Genomic DNA, 21,708 nt, shown 5'->3' with positions numbered 1-21,708 from the left:
ACAGGTCGCCTCGGATCATCGCCGGGCGAGGGCGAGGCGCCCTCATCAGTGCGCCAAACGGAACATTGAACTGGATCACGCCCGGCCTTCTGCTTTGCGTTACGCGAATGAGGCACGTCTCTGTCGTCCATTGCATGTCGTGCTGCTCCGAATTCGCCGACAGTCGCATCCATGACCGATACCGCATCATCTCCGGTTGCCGCTTCGCCGATCGTGTCGCCGCAAGGGGAACGCGTCGGCTTCCTGCTGGTATTCCTGTCGGCGCTAATGTGGAGTTTTGGCGGCACCATTGCGCGCTTCATCGACAACACTGACAGCTGGACGGTGGTGTTCTGGCGCTCGGTCTGGGCGGCCGCCTTTCTGCTTTGCTTCATAGTCTGGCGCGACGGCTGGCGTGGCACGCTGAAGCTGTTTCGCGACATGGGCCTTGCCGGCCTTGCCGTCGCGTTCTGCTTCGCCACGGCGTCCACCTGCTTTGTAGTGGCGCTGGCCTATACCACCGTCGCCAACATCCTCTTGATGCAGGCCGGCGTGCCGCTTCTGGCGGCGCTGTTTGCCTGGGTGCTGTTTCGCGAACGGGTGGCCGTGACGACCTGGGTGGCGATCGCCGCCGTCATTGCCGGCGTCGCCATCATGGTGTCGGAATCGCTCGATGGCGCCGTATCGCCGATCGGCGACGGGCTGGCGCTGCTCATCGCCGTCATGTTCTCGATCGCCACCGTCATCACGCGCCGCTTTGCCCATGTGCGCATGACCCCGGCGACCTGCCTCGGCACGATGCTGGCGGCCGCCTTCGCGGCATCGCAGACGTCGGCAATGGGCGTTTCCAGCCACGACATGGGCTTCCTTTTTGCCTTCGGCGTGATCAATCTGGGGATCGGTCTCGCCTTCTTCGCCACCGGCGCCCGGCTTGTTCCGGCCGCTGTGGCGGCGCTGCTCGGCACGTTCGAACCGATCCTTGGCCCGATCTGGGTCTGGCTCATCCATTCCGAGGTGCCGTCGGCGCGCACCATCCTCGGCGGTGCGGTCGTCGTCACCGCGCTGCTCGTCCATATCGGGCTCGAATTCAAGCGCCAGACGCGGCCGGGGCGGGCGGGCGTCACCGGTGTGCCGTCGCCTAATTGATGCGGCGAGCGCGCCAAAGCGAGATGAACCATTGACAATGTCGCAGCCGCGCGGGCAGGCTGCGGTCACGGCAACAACAAGACAGGCGTATCTTGCCAAGTCTCCATGCCGGCCGCATCGAGGCCGGACAACATCGTCGTCTCCCTGCCTGCGCCGTAGCGAAAGCTTCTGACGGCCCCGGAACACCACCAACGCCACGCCAAGTCTTCACTGTCGCCTCGTCGCCGAACCATAATGGCGCCGGCAATTCGCGCTTGTCGCCTGCCTGCAAGCTCAATACCCTGAAGCAAATGCCCAGCCGCGCGAACGCCGCGACGAGCTGGCGACGGAACACTCATCAAAGGAGAATAGCATGACCCGCAAAGCGCTCTGGCTTTCGGCGACTTCGGCGTTTCTGGCAGTTTTCACCTTGGGCGCGCATGCCGAGGACCGTGTCGTCAACGTCTTCAACTGGTCCGACTATATCGACAGTTCGATCATCGACGACTTCACCAAGGAAACCGGCATCAAGGTCGTCTACGACACCTTCGATTCCAACGAGATCCTGGAAACGAAACTGCTCGCCGGCGGCAGCGGCTACGACGTCGTCGTGCCCAGCGGCAATTTCCTCGCACGCCAGATCCAGGCAGGTGTGTTCCAGAAGCTCGACAAATCGAAGCTGCCCAACATTTCCAACATGTGGGACACCGTTCTGGAACGAACCGCCAAATACGACCCCGGTAACGAATATTCGATCAACTACATGTGGGGCACGGTCGGGATCGGCTACAACATCAAGAAGGTGCAGGCAGCGCTCGGCACCGACAAGATCGACAGCTGGGATGTGTTCTTCAATCCGGAAAGTCTGGCCAAGCTGAAAGACTGCGGTGTCTATGTGCTCGACTCACCGGCCGACATCATACCGGCGGCGTTGAAATATCTTGGTCTCGACCCGAACAGCACGTCCGCCGACGATATTGCCAAGGCCGAAGAAGCCTTGCTGAAGGTCCGGCCCTATGTCCGCAAGTTCCACTCCTCCGAATATATCAACGCCCTGGCCAATGGCGACATCTGCCTGGCGGTCGGCTGGTCGGGTGACGTCTTCCAGGCCCGCAACCGCGCCGAAGAGGCCAAGCAGGGCGTCGAGATCGGCTACTCCGTGCCGAAGGAAGGTGCCCAGATGTGGTTCGACCAGATGGCGATCCCGGCCGATGCACCGCATGTCGCCGAAGCGCTTGAATTCCTCAACTACATGATGAAGCCCGAAGTGATCGCCAAATCGTCAAACTACGTTCTGTATGCCAACGGCAACAAGGCGTCGCAGCAGTTCATCGACAAGGCGATCCTGGAGGATCCGGCGATCTATCCGGACGCTGCCACCTTGCAGAAACTCTACACCGTTTCGCCTTACGACCCCAAGACCCAGCGCATCATCACCCGCACCTGGACTAAGATCGTCACCGGCCAATAACAACCTGACTAGGCCCCGGCAGCCGGCTGCCGGGGTCGCTTTTCGCGGGGCAAGCAGCAGGACGGAGTGGGACATGAAATCGCTTGGCAGCATCCGCAGGGATTTTGCGCCTTGGAACGATCCTAACGCCAAGCCATACATCCAGTTCGACAACGTCACCAAAAAATTCGGTGACTTCACTGCCGTCAACAATCTGTCGCTGACCATCTTCGAACGCGAATTCTTTGCCCTGCTCGGGGCCTCAGGCTGCGGGAAATCGACGCTGCTTAGGATGCTTGCCGGTTTCGAGGAGCCGACCGCCGGCCGCATCCTGCTCGACGGCCAGGATCTGCGCGGCATTCCGCCATACCGGCGGCCGGTCAACATGATGTTCCAGTCCTATGCGTTGTTCCCGCACATGACGGTCGAGAACAACATCGCGTTCGGCCTCAAGCAGGAAGGCATGGGCAAGGCCGATGTCGAAAAGCGCGTCGCTGAGATGCTGAGACTGGTCAAGCTCGAGCAGTTCGCCAAGCGCAAGCCGCACCAATTGTCCGGTGGCCAGCGCCAGCGCGTCGCACTGGCCCGCTCGGTCGCCAAGCGGCCGAAAGTCCTGCTGCTCGACGAGCCGCTTGGCGCACTGGACAAGAAGCTGCGCGAGGAAACCCAGTTCGAGCTGATGGACCTGCAGCAGAACCTCGGCCTCACCTTCGTCGTCGTCACCCATGACCAGGAAGAGGCGATGACGATGGCCGACCGCATCGCCATCATCGATAAGGGCGAGGTGATGCAGGTGGCGACGCCGGCCGAGGTCTACGAAGCGCCGGGCTCGCGCTTCGTCGCCGGCTTCGTCGGCAACGTGAATATGTTTGACGGCAAGATCGCGCGCGGCGAGGCCGGCAGCGCAAGCATCGATGCCGGCAACGGCATCACCATCCGCACCGACAACGCCGGCAGTGCCGCCGCAGGGACTGCCGTCACCTTCGCCATCAGGCCGGAGAAGATCAAAGTGTCGTCCACAAAACCGGCCGGTGCCGTCAACGCCATCGAGGGCGAGGTCTACGACATCGCCTATCTCGGCGACATGACCGTCTATCACGTCAGGCTGGATGACGGTCAGGTGGTGCGGGCGAGTACCATGAACGCGGCACGCCTCACCGAGGATCCGCTGAACTGGAACGACCGCGCCTGGGTTTCTTTCCGCCCCGACGCCGGCATCGTGCTGACGCGGTAGGCGACGATCATGTCCGCCGTCACCGCCCCAACAAGCCCTCCGGCAAGCGCTGCCGGCAAATCCGCCTTGGCCAGGCTGGGCGCGGCTTTCGTCGGCCGTCTCGTCATCATCATTCCCTATCTCTGGCTGCTGTTCTTCTTCCTCGTTCCCTTCATCATCGTCTTCAAGATTTCGCTGTCGCAGACGGCGATCGCCATGCCGCCCTACACTCCGGTGCTCGATTTCCGCGGCGGCATTTCCGGGTTCATCTCGGGGGTTGGCGCGCTCAATTTCGACAACTACATCTTGCTGACGCGGGATGCGCTCTACTTCAACGCCTATGTGACGAGTGTCATCGTCGCCGCCATCTCGACCGTCCTGACATTGCTGATCGGCTATCCCATAGCCTATGGCATGGCACGCGCTCCGGCGACGATCCGTCCGACCTTGCTGATGCTGGTGATACTGCCGTTCTGGACCTCGTTCCTGATCCGTGTCTACGCCTGGATCGGCATCCTCAAGCCCGAGGGCCTGCTCAATCAGCTGCTGCTCGCCACCGGCATCATCAGCCAACCGCTGATCATCCTCAACACCTACACGGCGATCTTCATCGGCATCGTCTACTCCTATCTGCCGTTCATGGTGCTGCCGCTCTATTCGTCGCTTGAGAAAATGGATTATTCGCTGATCGAGGCGGCCAAGGATCTCGGCTGCCCGCCGACCAGCGCCTTCTGGAAGATCACCTTCCCGCTGTCGCTGCCCGGCGTCATCGCCGGCTGCCTGCTGGTTTTTATTCCCGCCGTCGGCGAGTTCGTTATTCCCGACCTGCTCGGCGGCTCGCAGACGCTGATGATCGGCAGGACGCTGTGGAATGAGTTCTTTGCCAACCGCGACTGGCCGGTGTCGTCCGCCGTTGCCGTCATCCTGCTGCTGCTGCTGATCGTGCCGATCATGATCTTCCAGCGAGCCCAGGCGCGCGCCCAGGAGCAGGACAAATGAACGCCACCTGGAGCCGCTTTAATATCACCTCGATCGTGCTCGGCTTTGCCTTTCTTTACCTGCCGATCGTCCTGCTCGTCGTGTTCTCTTTCAACGAGTCGAAGCTGGTCACTGTCTGGGGCGGCTTCTCGACGAAATGGTACGTCTCGCTGTTCCACAATCAGGGTCTGATGGACGCCACCTGGGTGACGGCGCGCGTGGGCGTCATCTCGGCCACCGTGGCCACCGTGCTCGGCACGCTGGCGGCGCTCGCCTTGACGCGCTACACGCGCTTTCGCGGCCGGCTGCTGTTTTCCGGCATGGTCTTTGCGCCGCTGGTCATGCCGGAAGTCATCACCGGCCTGTCGCTGTTACTGCTCTTCGTCGCCGTGGGCCTCGACCGCGGCTTTCTCACGGTGACGCTTGCCCACACCACGCTGACCATGTGCTTCGTCGCGGTGGTGGTCCAGTCGCGCCTGATCACGTTTGATCGTTCGCTGGAAGAGGCCGCGATGGACCTCGGTGCGCCACCCGTGAGGACCTTCTTCCAGATCACGCTGCCGGTCATCATGCCGGCGATCGTCTCCGGCTGGATGCTGGCCTTCACGCTTTCACTCGACGATTTGGTCATTGCCAGCTTCACCTCGGGTCCCGGCGCCACGACGCTGCCGATGAAGATCTACAGTCAGGTTCGCCTCGGCGTGACGCCGGAAATCAACGCGGCCTGCACCATCCTGATCGCCGTCGTCGCCGTCGGCGTGATCATCGCTTCGCTCGCAAACAAACGCCGCGAGGTGCAGCGCCAGCGCGACGAGCAGGCGGCGCAGCGAGGTTGAGTTCTTGCTGCCTACTCGCCTGAAACGCCGCGACTTATCGGCGAGATGAACGGCGTGCTCCACGTGCCGCCGACGAAGAACGACGACTGCTTGGGCGCCTGGCCGTTCGTCTGCGTGGCAGCCTGGCTCGGCTGGACGATGCCGCCGGACAGCGCCAACCCGCGTCCGGCATAGGATGCGATGCCGGAAAGCCAGATCTTGTATTGCGCGGAATTCACCTCGGCCTTGTCGATGCGCGCCACGCCGTTCGAAACGCTCGCCTTGAGTTCGGCCCCGTCGATCGGCAGCGTTCCGTCCGAGACGTCGTCGAGCGCGAAGAATCCGCCCTGTTCGGTGTGCTTGAGGAACGCCGGCAGGTTAAGCCGGCTCAGCGCACCCGCGCCGAACGTCGCGGACAGCGAGCCATTGGCGTTTTCGAAAATGGAGTCCCAGGTTCTGCCCGGCCCCTTGAGGATGACCGAAACGGTTCCGGTGCCGATCGGCACCAGACGCGTCATCCCGGCTGCGGTGCCGAAAGCGCCGCCGTCGATATCGGAAGCAAGCAGCCGGATCTCGACTTCCGTGCCGGCGGGCTTGCGGTCGAAACGGACGCTGCTCTGGATGTTGCCGCCAAAGGCGGATGCATCGGAGATGTCGAAGACGGCGAGGCCATTCTTGACCTGTGCGGTGGCGGCGACGTCGACAAGCTGGATTGCGCCTGCCGTGGCATGCGCGGCCGACAGCCTGAGATCGAGATTGATCCGGTCGGCGAAGCTTGTGTCGATTTCGCCCGGGCCGGCGGCGCCGGCGGATGGCACGGGCGTAAAGGCCGAGAGAAACGATCTGAGGTCGAGCGTATCGAAGGCAAGTGTGCCGGAGATCACCGGCAGTGTCTCGCCGTAGGTGAAGTCCAGCGCGCCCATTCCGGGGTTGTTGTCGAGGGTTAGGGCCGTGTTTTCGAACTTGATGCGTCCGTCCGTCGCCGTGATCTTGCTCGAAACCGAGATCGAGCCGATTGCGGCACCGGGCGCGATGCCGGCCTGCGACCATTCGAGCACACGTCTCAGCGAAGGTGCGGCAAATTTTGCCTGGCCGTCGAAATAGCCATTCTCTGACATGCTGGCCAAGCCGTCGAATGAAAAGCTGGCAGGCGCCGCCTTGAAGGAAAAGGTGACAGGTGCTGCGCCGCCGCCAAACAGCACCAGCGGGTTCGGCGATGCGGCATCGACGGCAACGCTTTCGCCGCGCCATATCCCGGTCGCCGATAGCGTCGCATTGCTGTTCATCGCGGCCCAATTCGCCTGGCCGCTCAGGCTGCTCAATATCTCCTGGTCCTTGCCGCCGATGGCAGCCACCACGCGGCCGTCCCGGAACTCGACCGTGCCGAACGGATCTGCCGGCAGCTTGCCAAGATCCGGCTTGGCGGGATTTGTATTGATCACCGCGCGGGCAGCGTCGATCGAACGCGTAATGCGTCCGCCGGTAGGAATCGCAGGCAGGAAAAACCCACTCGCGCTACGCTGAACCCTGATCGTCGGCCGCACCAGCCGCGCCGTTGAAAACACCACGTCGCCCCGCAGCGCCGCCATCGCCGAGAGGTCGACCTCGACCCGTTCGGCCTCGACCACAGGCGGCGCATCCGTCTCTGTCCATTGCGACAGCGTCACGTCGCTCAGGATCGCCCGGAAATTCGGCCAGACCTCGATCCGCGGCGCGCCATCGATGGTGACCCTGAAACCGCTCCAAGCGCTCATTTCCCACGCGATGCGGTCACGCACGATGCGGGTCGAGGCGATCAACGGCAAAGCTGCGACAACCAGCGCGATGACGATGACGGCTGCGCCGATCGCCCATATTCCGCGTCGGATCAAAGGTGATGGCATATCGCCCCGTATGCTTCCATTCCGACAAAATCGCCCGACGGGTGTAACCGACGGCTGACGCATTTCAAGTCTTTATGGCCCGGCGATGGCATTTGCGCACACCCGGGCCGGCCCGGTCCAACAAAATCTTGCTCTGCTGCATCGCGATATGCATAAGCGATGCCAATGCATGTCGCCCAAAAGTGCGCAGCGGTTTTGGGATAAACGACATGCATAACGACAAAAGTTTAAAGCGCGTCGCGTGAATCTCTTCAAACGTGACGTGCTTTAAGGAGGAACAATGGATGGCTGACGACGCACCGCTCTGGACCCCGACGCAAGAGCAGATCGACGCTGCGCCGATGACCGCCTTCATGAACGCCGCGGCGGCCAGGTCCGGCAAGGCTTTCTCCTCCTATGCCGAACTGCATCGCTGGTCGATCGATGACCGCGAGACCTTCTGGAGCCTGGTCTGGGGCTTTTGCGGCATCGTCGGCGATAAGGGCGAACGCGTGCTGGTCGATGGCGACAAGATGCCCGGCGCGACCTTCTTCCCTGACGCGAAGCTGAACTTCGCCGAGAATCTCCTGAAGAAAACCGGGCTTGGCGACGCAATCGTCTTTCGCGGCGAGGACAAGGTCGAGCGGCGGCTGTCCTGGAACGAGCTGCATGCGCTGACCTCGCGCCTGCAGCAGCTTTTCCTGTCGCTCAAGGTGAAGAAGGGCGACCGAATCGCCGCGATGATGCCCAATATGCCGGAGGCCGTTGCAGCGATGCTGGCTGCCGCCTCGATCGGCGCCGTCTGGTCGTCCTGCTCTCCAGATTTCGGCGAGCAGGGGGTTCTCGACCGGTTTGGCCAGATCGAGCCCGTCGTGTTCATCGCGCCGGACGGCTACTGGTACAATGGCAAGGCGATCGAAGTCGCCGACAAGATCGCGGCCGTAGCGGGCAAGCTCGCCACCGTGCGCAAAGTCCTCATTGTCGACTATCTCGGCACCTCGCTCGACGTCGCGGCGACCATCGACAAGGCGGCTGCGCTGGAGGAGGCGCTGTCACCCTTTGCCGCCAGGCCTGTCAGTTACGAAAGGCTGCCGTTTTCGCATCCGCTCTACATCCTGTTTTCGTCGGGCACGACCGGCATCCCTAAATGCATCGTCCATTCGGCCGGCGGAACGCTGATCCAGCACGTCAAGGAAGAACGGCTGCATGCCGGTCTGCTCGACGGCGACCGCCTCTTCTATTTCACCACCTGCGGCTGGATGATGTGGAATTGGCTGGTGTCGGGCCTGGCGTCGGGTGCCACCTTGCTGCTCTATGACGGCTCGCCTTTCTACCCGGACGGCAATGCGCTGTTCGACTTCGCCGATGCCGAGAAGATGACGTATTTCGGCACCTCGGCCAAATTCATCGATTCCGTGCGCAAGGCCGGCCTGAAGCCGATCCACACCCATGATCTTTCCAGCGTGCGCGCCATATCCTCGACCGGCTCGCCGCTGTCGCCGGAAGATTTCCGTTTCGTCTATGAAGGCATCAAGAAGGACGTGCATCTCGCCTCGATCTCCGGCGGCACCGATATCGTCTCCTGCTTCGTGCTCGGCGTGCCGATCGAACCGGTATGGACCGGCGAGATCCAGGGGCCGGGGCTCGGCCTTGCCGTCGATGTCTGGGACGATGACGGCCGCCCGCTCCGCCAGGAGAAGGGCGAGCTCGTCTGCACCAAGGCGTTTCCGGCAATGCCGATCGGCTTCTGGAACGACCCCGAGGACAAAAAGTACAAAGCCGCCTATTTCGAACGTTTCGACAATGTCTGGTGCCACGGCGATTTCGCCGAATGGACCGCCCATGGCGGCCTGATCATCCATGGCCGTTCCGACGCCACGCTCAATCCGGGCGGTGTCAGGATCGGCACGGCGGAGATCTACAACCAGGTGGAGCAGATGCCGGAAATCCTCGAAGCGCTATGCATCGGCCAGGATTTCGACAATGACGTTCGCGTCGTACTGTTCGTGCGGCTGGCGGCCGGCGTTGAGCTCGACGCCGAGCTGGAAAAACGCATCCGCACCAAAATCCGCACCGGGGCGAGCCCACGCCACGTGCCGGCCAAGATCGTCGCCGTCGGCGATATACCGCGCACCAAATCGGGCAAAATCACCGAGCTCGCGGTTCGCGATATGGTGCATGGCCGCGCCATCAAGAACAAGGAAGCGCTCGCCAATCCCGAAGCACTCGAGCTGTTCCGCAACCTGCCGCAGCTTGCCGACTGAGCCGGATCCAAACTGAGAGCCGGTTTGGCGTCTGCCTCTCCGGCATGGTTAACGAAATGTCTCTGCGGAATTTACCTAGATTTCATGAGTGGTACACATTGGTAAATTTTCGGACGCGCGGGTAAGGATTTGTTAAGGCCCGGCATCGATAGTCGTGCGTAACTTGAGGGAGAAATCCCGTTCCTCTAGCCCCCAGAGGATCTGATTCGCTCAAGCCCCCGTTGTGACAGCAATTCTATCATTCAAGGCGTCCTGTTGGACGCCTTTTTCTTTGGGCAGCCATAGACCTAACCGGCCAGCACGCGGGTCGAGGGAAAGGCGACTTCGACCAGGGTTCCCTCGCCGGGCGTCGAGTTGATGGTGAACCTGGCACGGTTCGCTTCGACCATCGCCTTCGTCAGCGGCAGCCCAAGACCGGTGCCGTCGCCGCGGCCGCGCTTCAGCGCGTTGATCTGCTTGAACGGCTTCAGCGCCTGCTCGATCTCGGACTGGCTCATGCCGATGCCGGTATCGCGCACGCGCATGACGACGTCGCCGGAGATCTCGTAGGCCGTCGACACGATCACCTGCCCGCCGGCCTGCGTATAGCGGACGGCGTTCGACAGGATGTTGAGCGCGATCTGCCGCACGCTGCGCAGATCGGCCACCACTTCCGGCAGCCGCGAGGCGAAGCTGGAGCGGATGATGACGCGTTCCCGATTGGCTTGCGGCTGCATCATCGCCACGGTTTCGGCTAGCGTGTCGTTGAGCGACACCGCCTCATAGGCCATCTCCTGCTGGCCGGCCTCGATTTTCGAAATGTCGAGCAGATCGTTGACCAGATCGAGCACGTGGTTGCCCGAACGATTGATGTCGCGCAGATAGTCGCGATAGCGGTCATTGGCCACCGGCCCGAATTTCTCGTCCACCATCAGCTCGGAAAAGCCGATGATAGCATTGAGCGGCGTGCGGATCTCGTGGCTGATGCGGGCCAGAAAATCAGTCTTCTGCGACGAGGCGCGCTCGGCGACCGCGCGTGCCTGGGTCAGATCCTCTTCGGCCCGCTTCCACTGGGTGATGTCGCGCACCACCGCGCAGAAGCCGCTGTCGTTGGGCAGCCTGCCGATGGTCATGAACAGTGGAATGAAGCGCCCCTGCGCCTCGCGTCCGATTACCTCGCGGCCATCGTTCATCACGCTTGCCACGCCGGGCTCCGACAGCCCGTCGAGATAGTCGCGCGCCGCGCGCTGGCTCTCGATCGCAAACAGCGAGACGAACGGTTTGCCGGTCACCTCGTCGCTGTCGAAGCCGAACAGCGCTTCCGCCGGACGGCTAATTGAACGGATCGTTCCGTTACGGCTGATCAGCACGACGCCGTCGGTGGCAGTGTCGATGATGGTGCGCATTTCGGCGATGCGCGCCTTGAGCTCGGAAACATCCGGCTGCGTTTGGTCGTCGGCGGCGCCATGTGGAATGGCTGCTGCTTCGTCGTCGCCGGAACGGCGTACGACCAGCATCAGCGCCTTGCCGTTCCGCCAGGGGACGGAGCGTAAAATCGCGTCGATCGCAAACTCCTGACCGTCGCGAGTCTTCAGCCGCAGTGCATGATCGCTGCCGTCGGAACTGCCGTCGTCGTCATAAGGATCGGCAAACAGCGCGCCGAGCCCGCCGGCCTCGTCCAGCGCGTCCAGCGTCGCATAGCCTGTCAAGCCGAGGAATTCCTCGTTCGCGTAATGCAGGTGGTCGCCGGAATGGATAAGCAACGGCACCGGCAGCTTGCCGAGGATCGAGGTATCCGGCCCCTTGTTGTCCTCTCCGGCGGCAAACGCCGACGGCACGAAGCCGTCGAGTTTGAGCGGTGGTGCCTGCGGTCGCTCGATTGGCGCCGCCGGGCCGGCATCGTCGTCGGCGGCTTCGCTGTCATCGGACCAATCTTCGCTGTCCTCGGCGTCGCGGAAATCTTCGGCCGTCATGCTGTCGTCGTCTTCGCCATCCCGCGGCGCCTCGGCGACGATCGTTGGACGGTTCGTGCTGGGCTCGACGCCTTCCTGCGCTTCGTCGCTGGGTTCGCGGTCGGCATAGTCGAGCAGCGACCCGGAGGCCGGGCGTGTGACGGGTTCGCCGGCTTGCGTCTCTTCTGCCGTCTCATCGGGCTGCTCGCCGTCGAGCCGGGCAAGGTCCTTCTGGTCCTCCGCATCAGCCTCGGGCGGTTCAGCGGCAGCTGCCTCGCTTTCCGGACCTGGCGCTGGCATTTCACCCATGTCCGTCGGACCAGCTTTCAGCTTTGGCTCGTCGGCCTTGCCGGTTGCCTCGACTTTGGTCTCGGCCTCCGCAGCCGGCTTTGGCTTCCGGGCGCTCGGCCGCTGGTCTGCCGGCTTTTCGGCCGGGGTGCTGTCCTTCTTGAGACGCTCGCCAATCTCGCGAAACGCGCTGCGTTCCAGCGTCGACAGGCCCTTGTCGTTGGCCGGCTGCCGGTGCTCGGCCAGCCGGATCACCTTGTCGGCAAAGCGCCGCTCTGGTCTTGGCACGATGGTCAGCGCCGGCACTTCGCCCTGGAACGGATCGGCGGGTTTCGGTGTCTCGGGGGCAGGTTCAACGGCTTCCGGCGCGACGGTCACGGCAGGTTCGCCGTCGGCGACAAGGGCCATACCGACCGCGTCCGGATCGACCACCGCATCGCCGCTGCGGGCAACGCCGAAACCGCGAAAGCCTTCGAAAACCCGGCTGCGGCTGTAAACCGGGAGCGCCGCCAGATCGACGGGTATCTTCAGATCGGTGCCACCGACCGGCCACAGCACGGAGCGGCCGGACCAGGTGTCGCGCCGTTCGAGCAGGCCGGCGATCTCGCCTGAAGCATCGAGGCCGTAGGCGGCCGAAACGTCCTCGAAGCGGCGGCCGATCACGTCGGCGGCAGGCTTGCCGACGAGTTCGGCAAATTCCGGCGACAAGGCACTGAACCGGCCCTCTGCGTCGGTACGCCAGACGAAACGCATGGGCGCAGCCGTGCGGTCGATCGCCGGGGCGGGGCGTTCGGCCGGGGAGGCGGCTTTGGTGGCTCGTGCAGCACTTTCCTGCGAAGCATCCGAGCCGGCCTGCGAAGCATCGGGGCCGGTTGGTGTCTCGACTTCGCCGGGCACACGGACCTGCGCGTCGTCGCCGGCATTGAAGTACCAATGGTCATGCTGCGTCGGCGTTTCGCCAACCGTGTGCTGATTGTCGGCCAAGTCGGGAGGCTCGTGCTCCGCCGCTGCGGAGGTGCCTTCGTTCGCTGGGCCGATCTCCGCCGCACCCATCCCGGCGATTGGCGGCTCGTTGTCCTGGTCCGTCGACTGGGGAAGATCGCCACCGCTCGGTGCCGCTGCTGCTTCGCTGCCGGTTTCCGCGCCGGCGCGCTCGCCAACAAGGGCCTCGCCGTCAAGCCGGTCCTCGTCGATCACCACCAGCAGGTGCCGCTCGTCCGTCAGCCGGGCAAAGCCCGCCGGATAGGAGCTGGATCCGCCCGGAACCAGGCGCTTGACGATGCGGTCGCTCTCGTTTGCCACGTCGGCGACAAGGGCAGCCAGCGTCTCAGGCCGGATGCCGAGCGACGAAAAGCCGTCCGACGCGGCGTCGATATTGCCCTTGGCGTCGACAAAGGCGATGTAGTGGCCGTCTTCGGTAAAGCCGCTGATGGCGCGATCGGCGATCTCGGCCGCGCTGCGCGAGCCGGCCTGCGCCCCCGGTAGCGCCAGCATGATTGCTTCCTCGCCATCGGGCATTGTCACTGCGCTGGCCAAGAAGCCGACCGCGCGGCTGGTCAGGCCGGTCGCCAGTCGGACCGTGATGGCACGGTCGCGGCCGACCTGCGGAAAACCGCTGGTTGCCATGATCTGGCGCCTGGCGATCAGCGGCAATCCTGTCGAGGCGCCGATGATCGCTCCGATGTCCGGATAGCCGAATACCGCAGCCCCGGGGCCGTTGGCCCAGATCACCTGCTCGAGATCTGCCGACAGAATGGCGATCGCGTCGCCGGCGGCGAAGCGCAGGCGGACCGCGTCGAGCACGGCGACATCGAGGAAGGAGTAGTTTTCAGCCGGCATGCGCTTGGCGACCCTCACAGAGCGGGCAATTTGCGGTTAACGCTTTGTTAATAAAAGCCGGCGGCGCGAAGGTCCACAAGTCATAGCGTGCAACCAGCGGAATCTCTGGGCGCGTGGTTAACGCCGCGAAACAAATAATCTATGGTGCGATGCAACAAACATGTTGCAACGCACAAAATTTGCCTTTATATTGCCATGATAGATGAACGAGACGGCTTTCTGTCAAAGCCGCTGCCGATGAAAAGGATGGAAAATGTCCAGGACCAAGACTGCCGACACGATCGAAAACGTTGAATTCCCGAGCTTCGACGCTTCCAAGGCCACCGACCAGATCCGCGCCTTCGCCGAAAAAGGCGTCGAGCAGTCGAAAGAGGCCTATGCCAAGCTGAAGACCGGCGCCGAGGAGACCCAGAAAGCGCTGGAGTCGACCTACGAGACCGCCAAGACCGTGTCCAGCGACCTGTCGCTCAAGACCATTGCCGCTCTGCGCGCCAATGCCGAAGCCGGCTTCTCACATTTCGAAGCCCTGATCGGCGCCAAGTCGCTGTCGGAAGTCGTCGAGCTGCAGACAGCATTCCTGCGCAAACAGGTCGAAATGACCGTCGAGCAGGCCAAGGACTTCCAGGCCGTTGCTGCCAAGGCGGCCGAGGACGTATCCAAGCCGATCAAGACCGCCTTCGAAAAGGCCGTGAAAGAAATTAAGATCGCCTAATATTTGGACACAGTTTGACGATGCATCAAAAGGTCGCATTTCGTCAGACAAATAGATGTGCGATATAGTCGTTCAAACGAATACCCGGCGAGTGGAACCTCCTCCCTCTGCTCACCGGGGTAACCAGCCAGCACCTCCTCCCGCTGGCTCGTAACAGGAAAAGGCCGGCACCTCCTCCCGCCGGCCTTTTCTTTGTCCGGCGAAAGCTTGCGCTGGGAGACGATGTTTTACTACAGCGCCGCGCGCCCTCTTGGATGCGCAAAAGACGCCGCAGAACTTTGGATTTGCGCATGATCCTTTCCGAAAATCGAAACTGATTTTCGGGATCATGCGCCGTCAAAAGCCTTGAATTAAGCTCCGATAGCCCGTATGGACGCATCGCCGAACGACAGAGCGGGTCCCGGAGAATAAACGTTCCGTCTGGATCTCGCTCAGGCAAGCGTGCCGTTGTAGCTCAGATGGTTAGAGCGCCGGATTGTGGATCCGGAGGTCGCTGGTTCGATCCCAGCCAACGGTACCATCAGCTTTCAGCTACATTTCTGACTGGCAAAATATCGCTAAAGCGGTCTTTACGATCCGGTCGCGGTCACCCGCGATTCCGCGCCTGACGCGTGCCGCGCAGGTGATCCACGAGAGCTCGCAGCTTCGGCGCGATATTCCGCCGGCTGGGGAAATAAAGATAGAAGCCCGCAAACGGCGGGAAGTAGCCGTCAAGGATTGGCACAAGCTCGCCGCGGTCGATCCAGGGGCGGAATGTGTCCGCCATGCCAAACGTGATCCCGGCGCCCGCAACAGCCAGCCGGATCATCAGCCACATGTCGTTGGTCGTGATCTCGGGCGCAACAGCCACGTCGAACTCGCGCCCGTCCTCGCCAAACTCCCAGCGATAAGGCGAAACTCCGGGCGCCGGCCGCCAGCCGATACAACGATGGGCCACAAGCTCACGCGGATGAGCGGGGGCTCCGAACCGGTTGAGATAGCGCGGCGCGCCGACGGCCATCTGTCGCTGATCGCCCGATACCGGCACGGCGATCATGTCCTGCTCGATCACTTCGCCGAGTCTCACCCCGGCATCATAGCCTTCGGCCACGATATCGAACTCCTCGTCGGTGACCACAATGTCCAGATGCACCTCGGGAAACGTTTCCGTGAAGGACGCCAGCAACGGTCCTGACAGGAACGCCTCTGCGATCGATGAAACCGCGATCCGCAGCAGGCCGCGCGGGTGGTCCAGAAACTCCGTAGTGGCTTCGACTGCCGCGTTCACGTCGGCGATCGCCGGTGCGACGCTCGCCAGCAGTCGTTCACCCGCTTCGGTCAGGTTTACGCTGCGTGTCGTGCGCTGCAGCAATGCGATCCCCAGACGCTGTTCAAGCCTAAGGATGCCCTGGCTTACCGCCGAGCGCGTCACGCCCAGGCGGTCTGCCGCAGCGCGAAAATTGCGTTCCTCAGCCACGGTGACAAAGACGGCAATTGCATTGAGATCGACGTCCATTGGTTAGCAACACTTACCTTAGAGGTTAACAATAGGCGGGTTATCGCGACAATGCCATGCTCCTATCTCTGTCGCAACGGCAAGAAGGCTTGATCGTCTCGATCCAAACCGATGCCGGCTGACAAAGGAGATCCCATGACATCACTGCCTTCTTCCTGGAACCTGGATGGAAAAATCGCCCTCGTGACGGGCGCGGCACGCGGCATCGGTCGCTGCACCGCGGAGCTGCTGCGTGCCCGGGGTGCCCGGATCGTGGCAAGCGATCTCAGCGACACTGTACGTGAATTGGAAGCCGAGGATGTGGCAACCCTGGTCGGCGATGTCGCCGACGAGGATCTGGCGAGACGCTCGGTCGAGTTCGCGGCGAAGCGTTTCGGACGCCTCGATCGTCGTGAACAACGCCGGTCGTACGCTCAACAAACGTCTGACGGAGACCTCCGTCGACGACTATGACCGCATTCTGCAGATCAATGCGTGCGGCAGCTTCGTCACCGCCCGTGCCGCAGTGGAATTGATGGCCGCCGGTGGCGGCGGCGCGATCGTCAATGTCTCATCGATTTCGGCGGTTGCGGCCTTCGAGACGCAGGCGGCCTATGCCTCCTCCAAGGCGGCTGTCGCACAGCTGACCAAGGTGATCGCGATCGAATACGGGCGCATGGGCATTCGCTGCAACGCCGTTGCCCCTGGCGTGATCGAAACCGACATCATGGAAGGTGTGGTGGAGAATGGGCGGGAGATGCTGCGAAGCTTTGGCAACGCACATCCGATCGGCCGGATCGGGCAGCCGGAAGAAGTTGCCGAGAGCATCGTCTTTCTTGCCTCGCCGGCGTCCAGCTTCATTACCGGGACCCTGCTTCTGGTCGACGGCGGCTACACCGCCCAATGAAACGCAACCCTACCATCAGACCGGCGCGCTGCAGGATCTTAATCGCACGCCTACCCTTCACATCGTGAAAATACTCACAGGATTTCTGGAACCGAAAGGATCATTTTCATGACCATGGACAAAGTTGTTCTGATCACCGGTGCCTCCAGCGGCATCGGTGCTGGCATCGCCCGCGAACTTGGCGCGGCAGGTGCAAAGCTGATCCTCGGCGCGCGGCGTACCGACCGCCTTGAAGCTCTCGCGGCCGAGATCGAGGCGGCTGGTGGAACGGTTCGTGTGCGAGCGCTCGATGTCACCAAGAGGGCAGATGTCGCAGCGTTCGCCGATGCCGCCCGGGCCGAATGGGGCCGGGTCGATGTCATGATCAACAATGCGGGCGTCATGCCGCTGTCGGCCATGGCCGCGATGAAGGTTGGCGAATGGGAGCTGATGGTGGACGTCAACATCAAAGGTGTTCTGTATGGCATCGCGGCGGTCCTGCCCGAGATGACGGCACGCGGCTCTGGCCACATCATCAATATCGGCTCCATCGGAGCACTGGCCGTCTCGCCCACGGCTGCCGTCTATTGTGCAACGAAATACGCTGTCCGCGCGATTTCCGATGGGCTCCGCCAGGAGTGTGACGATATCCGCGTAACCTGCATTCATCCTGGCGTGGTTGAAAGCGAGCTGGCGAACACGATCACCGACCAAGCCGCCGCCACTGCCATGAAAACGTGGCGGGCAATTGCCCTGCAACCCGACGCCATCGCCCGAGCTGTGCGCTACGCAATCGAACAACCCGACGATGTCGACGTCAACGAGATCGTCGTGCGTCCGACGAAGGCGGCGCATTGATGCGGCCCCGTTTGGCCGCAGTGCTCGCTTGTGTTGCAATCGCTGCTGCGCCAGTAGGGCTGGCCCTGTTGTTAACTCCAATTCTTGCAGAGGAACCGATGACGCACCAAGATCATCCCTACGTCGGAATGTGGATCACCGAGGATCGCCATGTCCGGCACGAACTCCTGCCGAACGGCCGTTATGACGAAGCGCGCGGTGACCGCGAGAGCGCCTACCGGGGACGCTATCAAGTAGAGGGCAACCACATAGAATACTGGGACGATACGGGCTTCACCGCAGATGGTGAGTTCGTCGAAGGCGTTCTCTATCATGGCGGGATGATCCTTTATCGCCAGCGGTAGAGAGCCACCCTGAGACAAGCACTTCAGGGTTCCACCGTTACGGTTGCGCGGTATTTGATCGAAGTGCCGCCGCTCTTTTCCTCGGACACCGCCCCACTTGCCAGGAAGCTATTGCACGCCTTGCATGAGGCGCTCAGCAGTTTGCACTGCAAGGCTCGCCGCACCACATATCTCCCGGCAAGCGCGGCGGAAAGAAGCAGGATCGCGAGCGGAGTCGACATTGCAAAGGGTTGTCACTATATAGCGGCGGCTTTGACGGCTCGCCTCTTACGTGGTGCCGGCGAGAGCGCGGTAAATGTGCTAGTCATTGCGACATCTATTGTGATCCAAAACGGCTTGAAAACCAAAAAAAAGCAAATAGAAACAATAGCGCGGGTCGAACGAGTTTCGTCGAGAGAATCAGTCCTCAAGAACCAGAACGTGCTCCTTGAACCCTCCATTCCCTTCAGCTCTGTGGACCTCGGACAAGTTCGGCTTGCCGGGCGAAGCCGACTCGGCTCGAATGGCAGCACGCATCTTTTCCAAGATGCCGACGTTTATGATTACCAACCGGCATAGCCGCTAGGGAACAGCAGTATGAGTGAACACGCGATCGAGTTCTTGCGCGGGTGGATTGGCGAAAAAGTCCATTGCCAGCCCTCGCCAGCCAGAATCGAGAAGCAGGCCGAGACCCTCGCCAGGGAATGTGCGGCCAAGGCTGCCGAAGCCGGCATACCCCTGGAGGATATCCAGGAAGAGGTCGGCGACATTCAGGAGCTCATTGCTTCGAGGCTCGAAGAGGCGGCCGAGGCCGACCAGGACGAGCAGAATTCCAACAAGCCTGCCGGCTGACGGACCGCCCCCCGGCAAAACCGGCCGGGCGACCATTGGCTGTCTGATGCAGTTGCGCGGTCTATCGCCGCGCAGCCTTGCCAAATCTCTCCGTGAGCCACTCTGTCGGCAATGCCGGCACGAAATTGCCGTCGCGCCCGGTCATGTCTTCATTGGCGACCAGCGCGTTGAGGATTGCTTCCTCCACGCTCTGAACGACGGCGTCGAAGAACGGGTTGATGTCGGCATCCGGTATGTAGCCGGCGCTGACCAATTTGCCCGCCGCGCCGCGCGCCGCGTCGGGATTGGCCGTGCTGAAGGCCAGAAAGATATCGCCGGACGTATTGTATCCATAGCCGCCGGTCAGCGCCACGCCGAGCGGCACGCGTTTTGCCAGTCTTTTCAACTGATGCGGCATGAATGGCGCATCGGTGGCGACGATCGCGATGATCGAGCTCTTTTCCGCTCGCGGCGTGTTGTCCCGGACCGCCGGTTCGGCGAGTTCCGCTTCGGTCCTGACGCCACGGATGACGAGGTTCCGCCTTGCACCGAAATTCGACTGGACGAAGCAGCCGATCGTGACACGCTCTCCGTTCCAGTCGACGCTGCGCGAGGATGTCCCCGATCCCGCCTTGAAGCCGAAGGTGATCATGCCGGTGCCGCCGCCGACGCTGCCCTCTTCGATCGGCCCGCTTTCAGCCGTCTCGAGCGCCGAAAACACGTGCTCGAAGCTTACATGATGGCCGTTGATGTCGTTGAGGAAGCCGTCATAAGTCTCGCCCGCCACCGGCAGCGCCCAGGCGCTGTCGAGCGATTGCGGCAGCACCTTCTGTATCCAGCGCAGCGTTGCGTCGCGGCTGACGCCGCAGGAATGCGTGTTGGTGATGGTGATGGGAAGATTGAACGCTCCGAGTTCCTCTATCAGATGCGAGCCGGTCAGTTCGCCATTGCCATTGGCGCTGAACACGCCGGCGAACGCCGGGACGGCCAACTCGCCTCTGGGCCGTGGCAGGATCGCGGTCACGCCGGTGCGCACCGGACCTTTGCCGACAACGAGCGGCCCGTCCCCCGAGATCAGCGTCGTATAGCCGACTGTCACGCCAGGCACATCGGTGATGGCGTTTAAAGGCCCTGGCGTGCCTTCGAACGGGATCGCGAAGGCGCGTGCACGCAGTTTGCCCGAGGGCGTCGCAAGATGCGGGTCGGTCATTTCGTCCTCAGAAAGCAAGCCTTGGTCGTCCTTAGAAAAGCGAACCTTGGCCGCCCGGCGCCTTGAGCTTGGCCGCGGACTTGGCAACCGTCTTCGGCCGCGCCGTGCCACTGATGGCGACGGCATCCGCGGTGCCGTCGGCGAACTCCAGCGAAAGTGCCATTCCCGACGCGACTTCCGCCGCATGCTTGACCACCGCGCCGTCCGCATCCTTGACCAGCGCGAAGCCTCGCGCCAGCACGGCCTTATGCGACAGCGTCGCCAGCAGCCGGTCGGCCTGCGTCAGTCTTCCACGCAGACGGTCCAGCCGTCTCGAAATCGCGTGGTCCTGCCGTCGCGTCAGGGCCAGCAGGGCATCGCCTTGCAGTTTCTGCCGTCTTGCGATCGGCGCCGGTGACAGTCTGGTGGCGGTGCGCGAAAACCGCGCTCGCCGCTCGCGCACGATGGCAAAGAACGCCGCTTGCGCACGGGCGAGGTCGCGGCGGGTCAGCGTGCGGGCTTCGTTCATCCGCCGCGACAAGGTGGCCGGCGTCAGCCGCTGCCCCAGAAGCCTGGCCCGCTTGCGCTCGACGCTGACCGACAGCGCCCGGCCGAGCCGGCTCGTCGCCTCGTCGAAGCGCCGCCGCGGCAGCGCCAGCAACTGGTCGGGCGAGGGCAGCGCACGGGCGGCCGCGCGTGCTGCCTGCCGCTTGCGTTCGAAATTGCGCGACACCGCGGTCTTCAGCCGTGCGCCAAGGCCGGCAAGCGTCGCTTCGAGGTCGACTTTGACCGGTACGGCGATTTCGGCAGCGCCTGTCGGCGTCGGCGCCCGCACATCCGCCGCCAGATCGATCAGCGTCCAGTCGGTCTCGTGGCCGACCGCCGAAATCACTGGAATGCCCGAAGCCGCGACGGCCCGGGCGAGCGCTTCGTCGTTGAACCCCCAGAGGTCCTCCAGGCTGCCGCCGCCGCGCGCCACGATCAACAGGTCGGGCCGCGGGATGGCGCCGTCCCACGGCAGTGCGTTGAAGCCGTTGACGGCAGCGGTCACCTCCGCACCCGCCGTCTCGCCCTGCACCCGCACCGGCCAGACGAGTACGTGCAGCGGAAACCGGTCCTTGATGCGGTGGATGATGTCGCGAATGACGGCGCCTGTCGGCGAGGTGACCACGCCGATGACGCGCGGCATGAAAGGCAGCAGGCGCTTGCGGGCCGCGTCGAACAGCCCTTCCGCCTGCAGCCGGCGCTTGCGCTCTTCCAGCAGCGCCATCAGCGCACCGGCACCGGCCGGTTCGAGATTGTCGATAACGATCTGGTAGTTGGACTTTCCGGGATAGGTGGTGAGCCTGCCGGTGGCGATCACCTCCATGCCTTCCTCGGGACGGAATTTCAGCCGGCTCATCGTGGTCTTCCACACCACGGCATCGAGCCGCGCGCGATCGTCCTTCAGGCAGAAATAGGCATGGCCGGAGGAATGCGGTCCGCGATAGCCGGAAATCTCGCCGCGCACCCGTACATTGCCGAAGACGTCCTCGACCGTGCGCTTAAGCGCGCCGGAAATCTCGCTCACCGTATATTCGGTGGCGTTGGTGCGTGATTCGGATGCTGCGTCGCTCATCGGCCGATTGGGGGACTGTTGTTGGCCGGCGTCAAGGCGGCCGTGTTCGATGTCCGCCCCAATTGCGCGATCC

At 62.8% G+C, this 21,708-nt stretch carries 15 protein-coding genes, 1 tRNA gene and 1 pseudogene; 12 read left to right on the top strand and 5 right to left on the bottom strand.

The window, feature by feature from the left end; all coding sequences use genetic code 11:
• The first annotated feature begins 171 nt into the window (after nucleotides 1-171).
• The 5 genes from NKI85_RS21440 to NKI85_RS21420 all read left to right on the top strand — a co-directional run bounded on the left by NKI85_RS21440 (nucleotide 172) and on the right by NKI85_RS21420 (nucleotide 5,581).
• Complete coding sequence (locus NKI85_RS21440) at nucleotides 172-1,125, top strand: DMT family transporter (RefSeq protein WP_352526331.1); 954 nt, start codon at nucleotides 172-174, stop codon at nucleotides 1,123-1,125.
• A gap of 352 nt (nucleotides 1,126-1,477) precedes the next feature.
• Complete coding sequence (locus NKI85_RS21435) at nucleotides 1,478-2,575, top strand: polyamine ABC transporter substrate-binding protein (protein ID WP_352526333.1); 1,098 nt, start codon at nucleotides 1,478-1,480, stop codon at nucleotides 2,573-2,575.
• Nucleotides 2,576-2,648: 73 nt separating this feature from the next.
• Nucleotides 2,649-3,788 (top strand): ABC transporter ATP-binding protein, encoded by a 1,140-nt coding sequence (locus NKI85_RS21430; protein ID WP_352526334.1) that lies wholly within the window; start codon nucleotides 2,649-2,651, stop codon nucleotides 3,786-3,788.
• Nucleotides 3,789-3,797: 9 nt separating this feature from the next.
• On the top strand, nucleotides 3,798-4,766 hold the full coding sequence (locus tag NKI85_RS21425; protein ID WP_352526335.1) for an ABC transporter permease subunit: 969 nt from the start codon (nucleotides 3,798-3,800) through the stop codon (nucleotides 4,764-4,766).
• A complete protein-coding gene (locus tag NKI85_RS21420; protein WP_352526337.1) occupies nucleotides 4,763-5,581 on the top strand; it encodes an ABC transporter permease in 819 nt (272 codons plus the stop codon). The genes NKI85_RS21425 and NKI85_RS21420 overlap by 4 nt, the downstream gene beginning before the upstream one ends.
• 11 nt (nucleotides 5,582-5,592) lie before the next feature.
• On the opposite strand, the gene NKI85_RS21415 is transcribed toward NKI85_RS21420, so the two are convergent.
• Nucleotides 5,593-7,443: an AsmA family protein gene (locus tag NKI85_RS21415; RefSeq protein WP_352777833.1), complete on the bottom strand. Its 1,851-nt coding sequence runs from the start codon at nucleotides 7,441-7,443 to the stop codon at nucleotides 5,593-5,595.
• A 284-nt stretch (nucleotides 7,444-7,727) separates the two neighbouring features.
• Between NKI85_RS21415 and NKI85_RS21410 the strand changes: the two genes are divergently transcribed.
• Nucleotides 7,728-9,686, top strand: a complete 1,959-nt coding sequence (locus NKI85_RS21410; protein WP_352526339.1) for an acetoacetate--CoA ligase — start codon at nucleotides 7,728-7,730, stop codon at nucleotides 9,684-9,686.
• A gap of 287 nt (nucleotides 9,687-9,973) precedes the next feature.
• Here NKI85_RS21410 and NKI85_RS21405 read toward each other — a convergent pair whose 3' ends face one another.
• Nucleotides 9,974-13,744, bottom strand: coding sequence for a PAS domain S-box protein (locus NKI85_RS21405; protein ID WP_352777831.1), 3,771 nt, complete (start codon nucleotides 13,742-13,744; stop codon nucleotides 9,974-9,976).
• Between the two features lie 253 nt (nucleotides 13,745-13,997).
• On the opposite strand from NKI85_RS21405, the gene NKI85_RS21400 reads away from it, so the two are divergent.
• Nucleotides 13,998-14,456: a phasin gene (locus NKI85_RS21400; RefSeq protein ID WP_352526342.1), complete on the top strand. Its 459-nt coding sequence runs from the start codon at nucleotides 13,998-14,000 to the stop codon at nucleotides 14,454-14,456.
• A 443-nt stretch (nucleotides 14,457-14,899) separates the two neighbouring features.
• A tRNA-His gene (locus tag NKI85_RS21395) sits at nucleotides 14,900-14,976 on the top strand.
• Nucleotides 14,977-15,042: 66 nt separating this feature from the next.
• Here NKI85_RS21395 and NKI85_RS21390 read toward each other — a convergent pair.
• A complete protein-coding gene (locus NKI85_RS21390) occupies nucleotides 15,043-15,951 on the bottom strand; it encodes a LysR family transcriptional regulator (RefSeq protein ID WP_352777828.1) in 909 nt (302 codons plus the stop codon).
• Between the two features lie 111 nt (nucleotides 15,952-16,062).
• Between NKI85_RS21390 and NKI85_RS21385 the strand changes: the two are divergent.
• The 4 genes and pseudogenes from NKI85_RS21385 to NKI85_RS21370 all read left to right on the top strand — a co-directional run bounded on the left by NKI85_RS21385 (nucleotide 16,063) and on the right by NKI85_RS21370 (nucleotide 18,849).
• Nucleotides 16,063-16,837 (top strand): annotated as a pseudogene (locus NKI85_RS21385) (SDR family NAD(P)-dependent oxidoreductase).
• A 108-nt stretch (nucleotides 16,838-16,945) separates the two neighbouring features.
• The gene (locus NKI85_RS21380) at nucleotides 16,946-17,674 is read left to right on the top strand and encodes an SDR family oxidoreductase (RefSeq protein ID WP_352526343.1); all 729 of its coding nucleotides are present in this window, start codon (nucleotides 16,946-16,948) and stop codon (nucleotides 17,672-17,674) included.
• On the top strand, nucleotides 17,674-18,018 hold the full coding sequence (locus NKI85_RS21375) for an Atu4866 domain-containing protein (protein WP_352526415.1): 345 nt from the start codon (nucleotides 17,674-17,676) through the stop codon (nucleotides 18,016-18,018). The genes NKI85_RS21380 and NKI85_RS21375 overlap by 1 nt, the downstream gene beginning before the upstream one ends.
• A gap of 576 nt (nucleotides 18,019-18,594) precedes the next feature.
• The gene (locus tag NKI85_RS21370; protein WP_023719384.1) at nucleotides 18,595-18,849 is read left to right on the top strand and encodes a DUF768 domain-containing protein; all 255 of its coding nucleotides are present in this window, start codon (nucleotides 18,595-18,597) and stop codon (nucleotides 18,847-18,849) included.
• Nucleotides 18,850-18,910: 61 nt separating this feature from the next.
• Here NKI85_RS21370 and NKI85_RS21365 read toward each other — a convergent pair whose 3' ends face one another.
• Both NKI85_RS21365 and xseA read right to left on the bottom strand, forming a co-directional pair.
• On the bottom strand, nucleotides 18,911-20,038 hold the full coding sequence (locus tag NKI85_RS21365) for a DmpA family aminopeptidase (RefSeq protein WP_352526344.1): 1,128 nt from the start codon (nucleotides 20,036-20,038) through the stop codon (nucleotides 18,911-18,913).
• A gap of 31 nt (nucleotides 20,039-20,069) precedes the next feature.
• Nucleotides 20,070-21,635 (bottom strand): exodeoxyribonuclease VII large subunit, encoded by a 1,566-nt coding sequence (gene xseA / locus NKI85_RS21360; RefSeq protein ID WP_352526345.1) that lies wholly within the window; start codon nucleotides 21,633-21,635, stop codon nucleotides 20,070-20,072.
• Between the last annotated feature and the right edge of the window lie 73 nt (nucleotides 21,636-21,708).

This window comes from Mesorhizobium sp. M0571 (genome assembly GCF_040320985.1).
Classification (GTDB): Bacteria; Pseudomonadota; Alphaproteobacteria; order Rhizobiales; family Rhizobiaceae; genus Mesorhizobium.
This window is presented reverse-complemented; position numbering and strand designations above follow the sequence as displayed.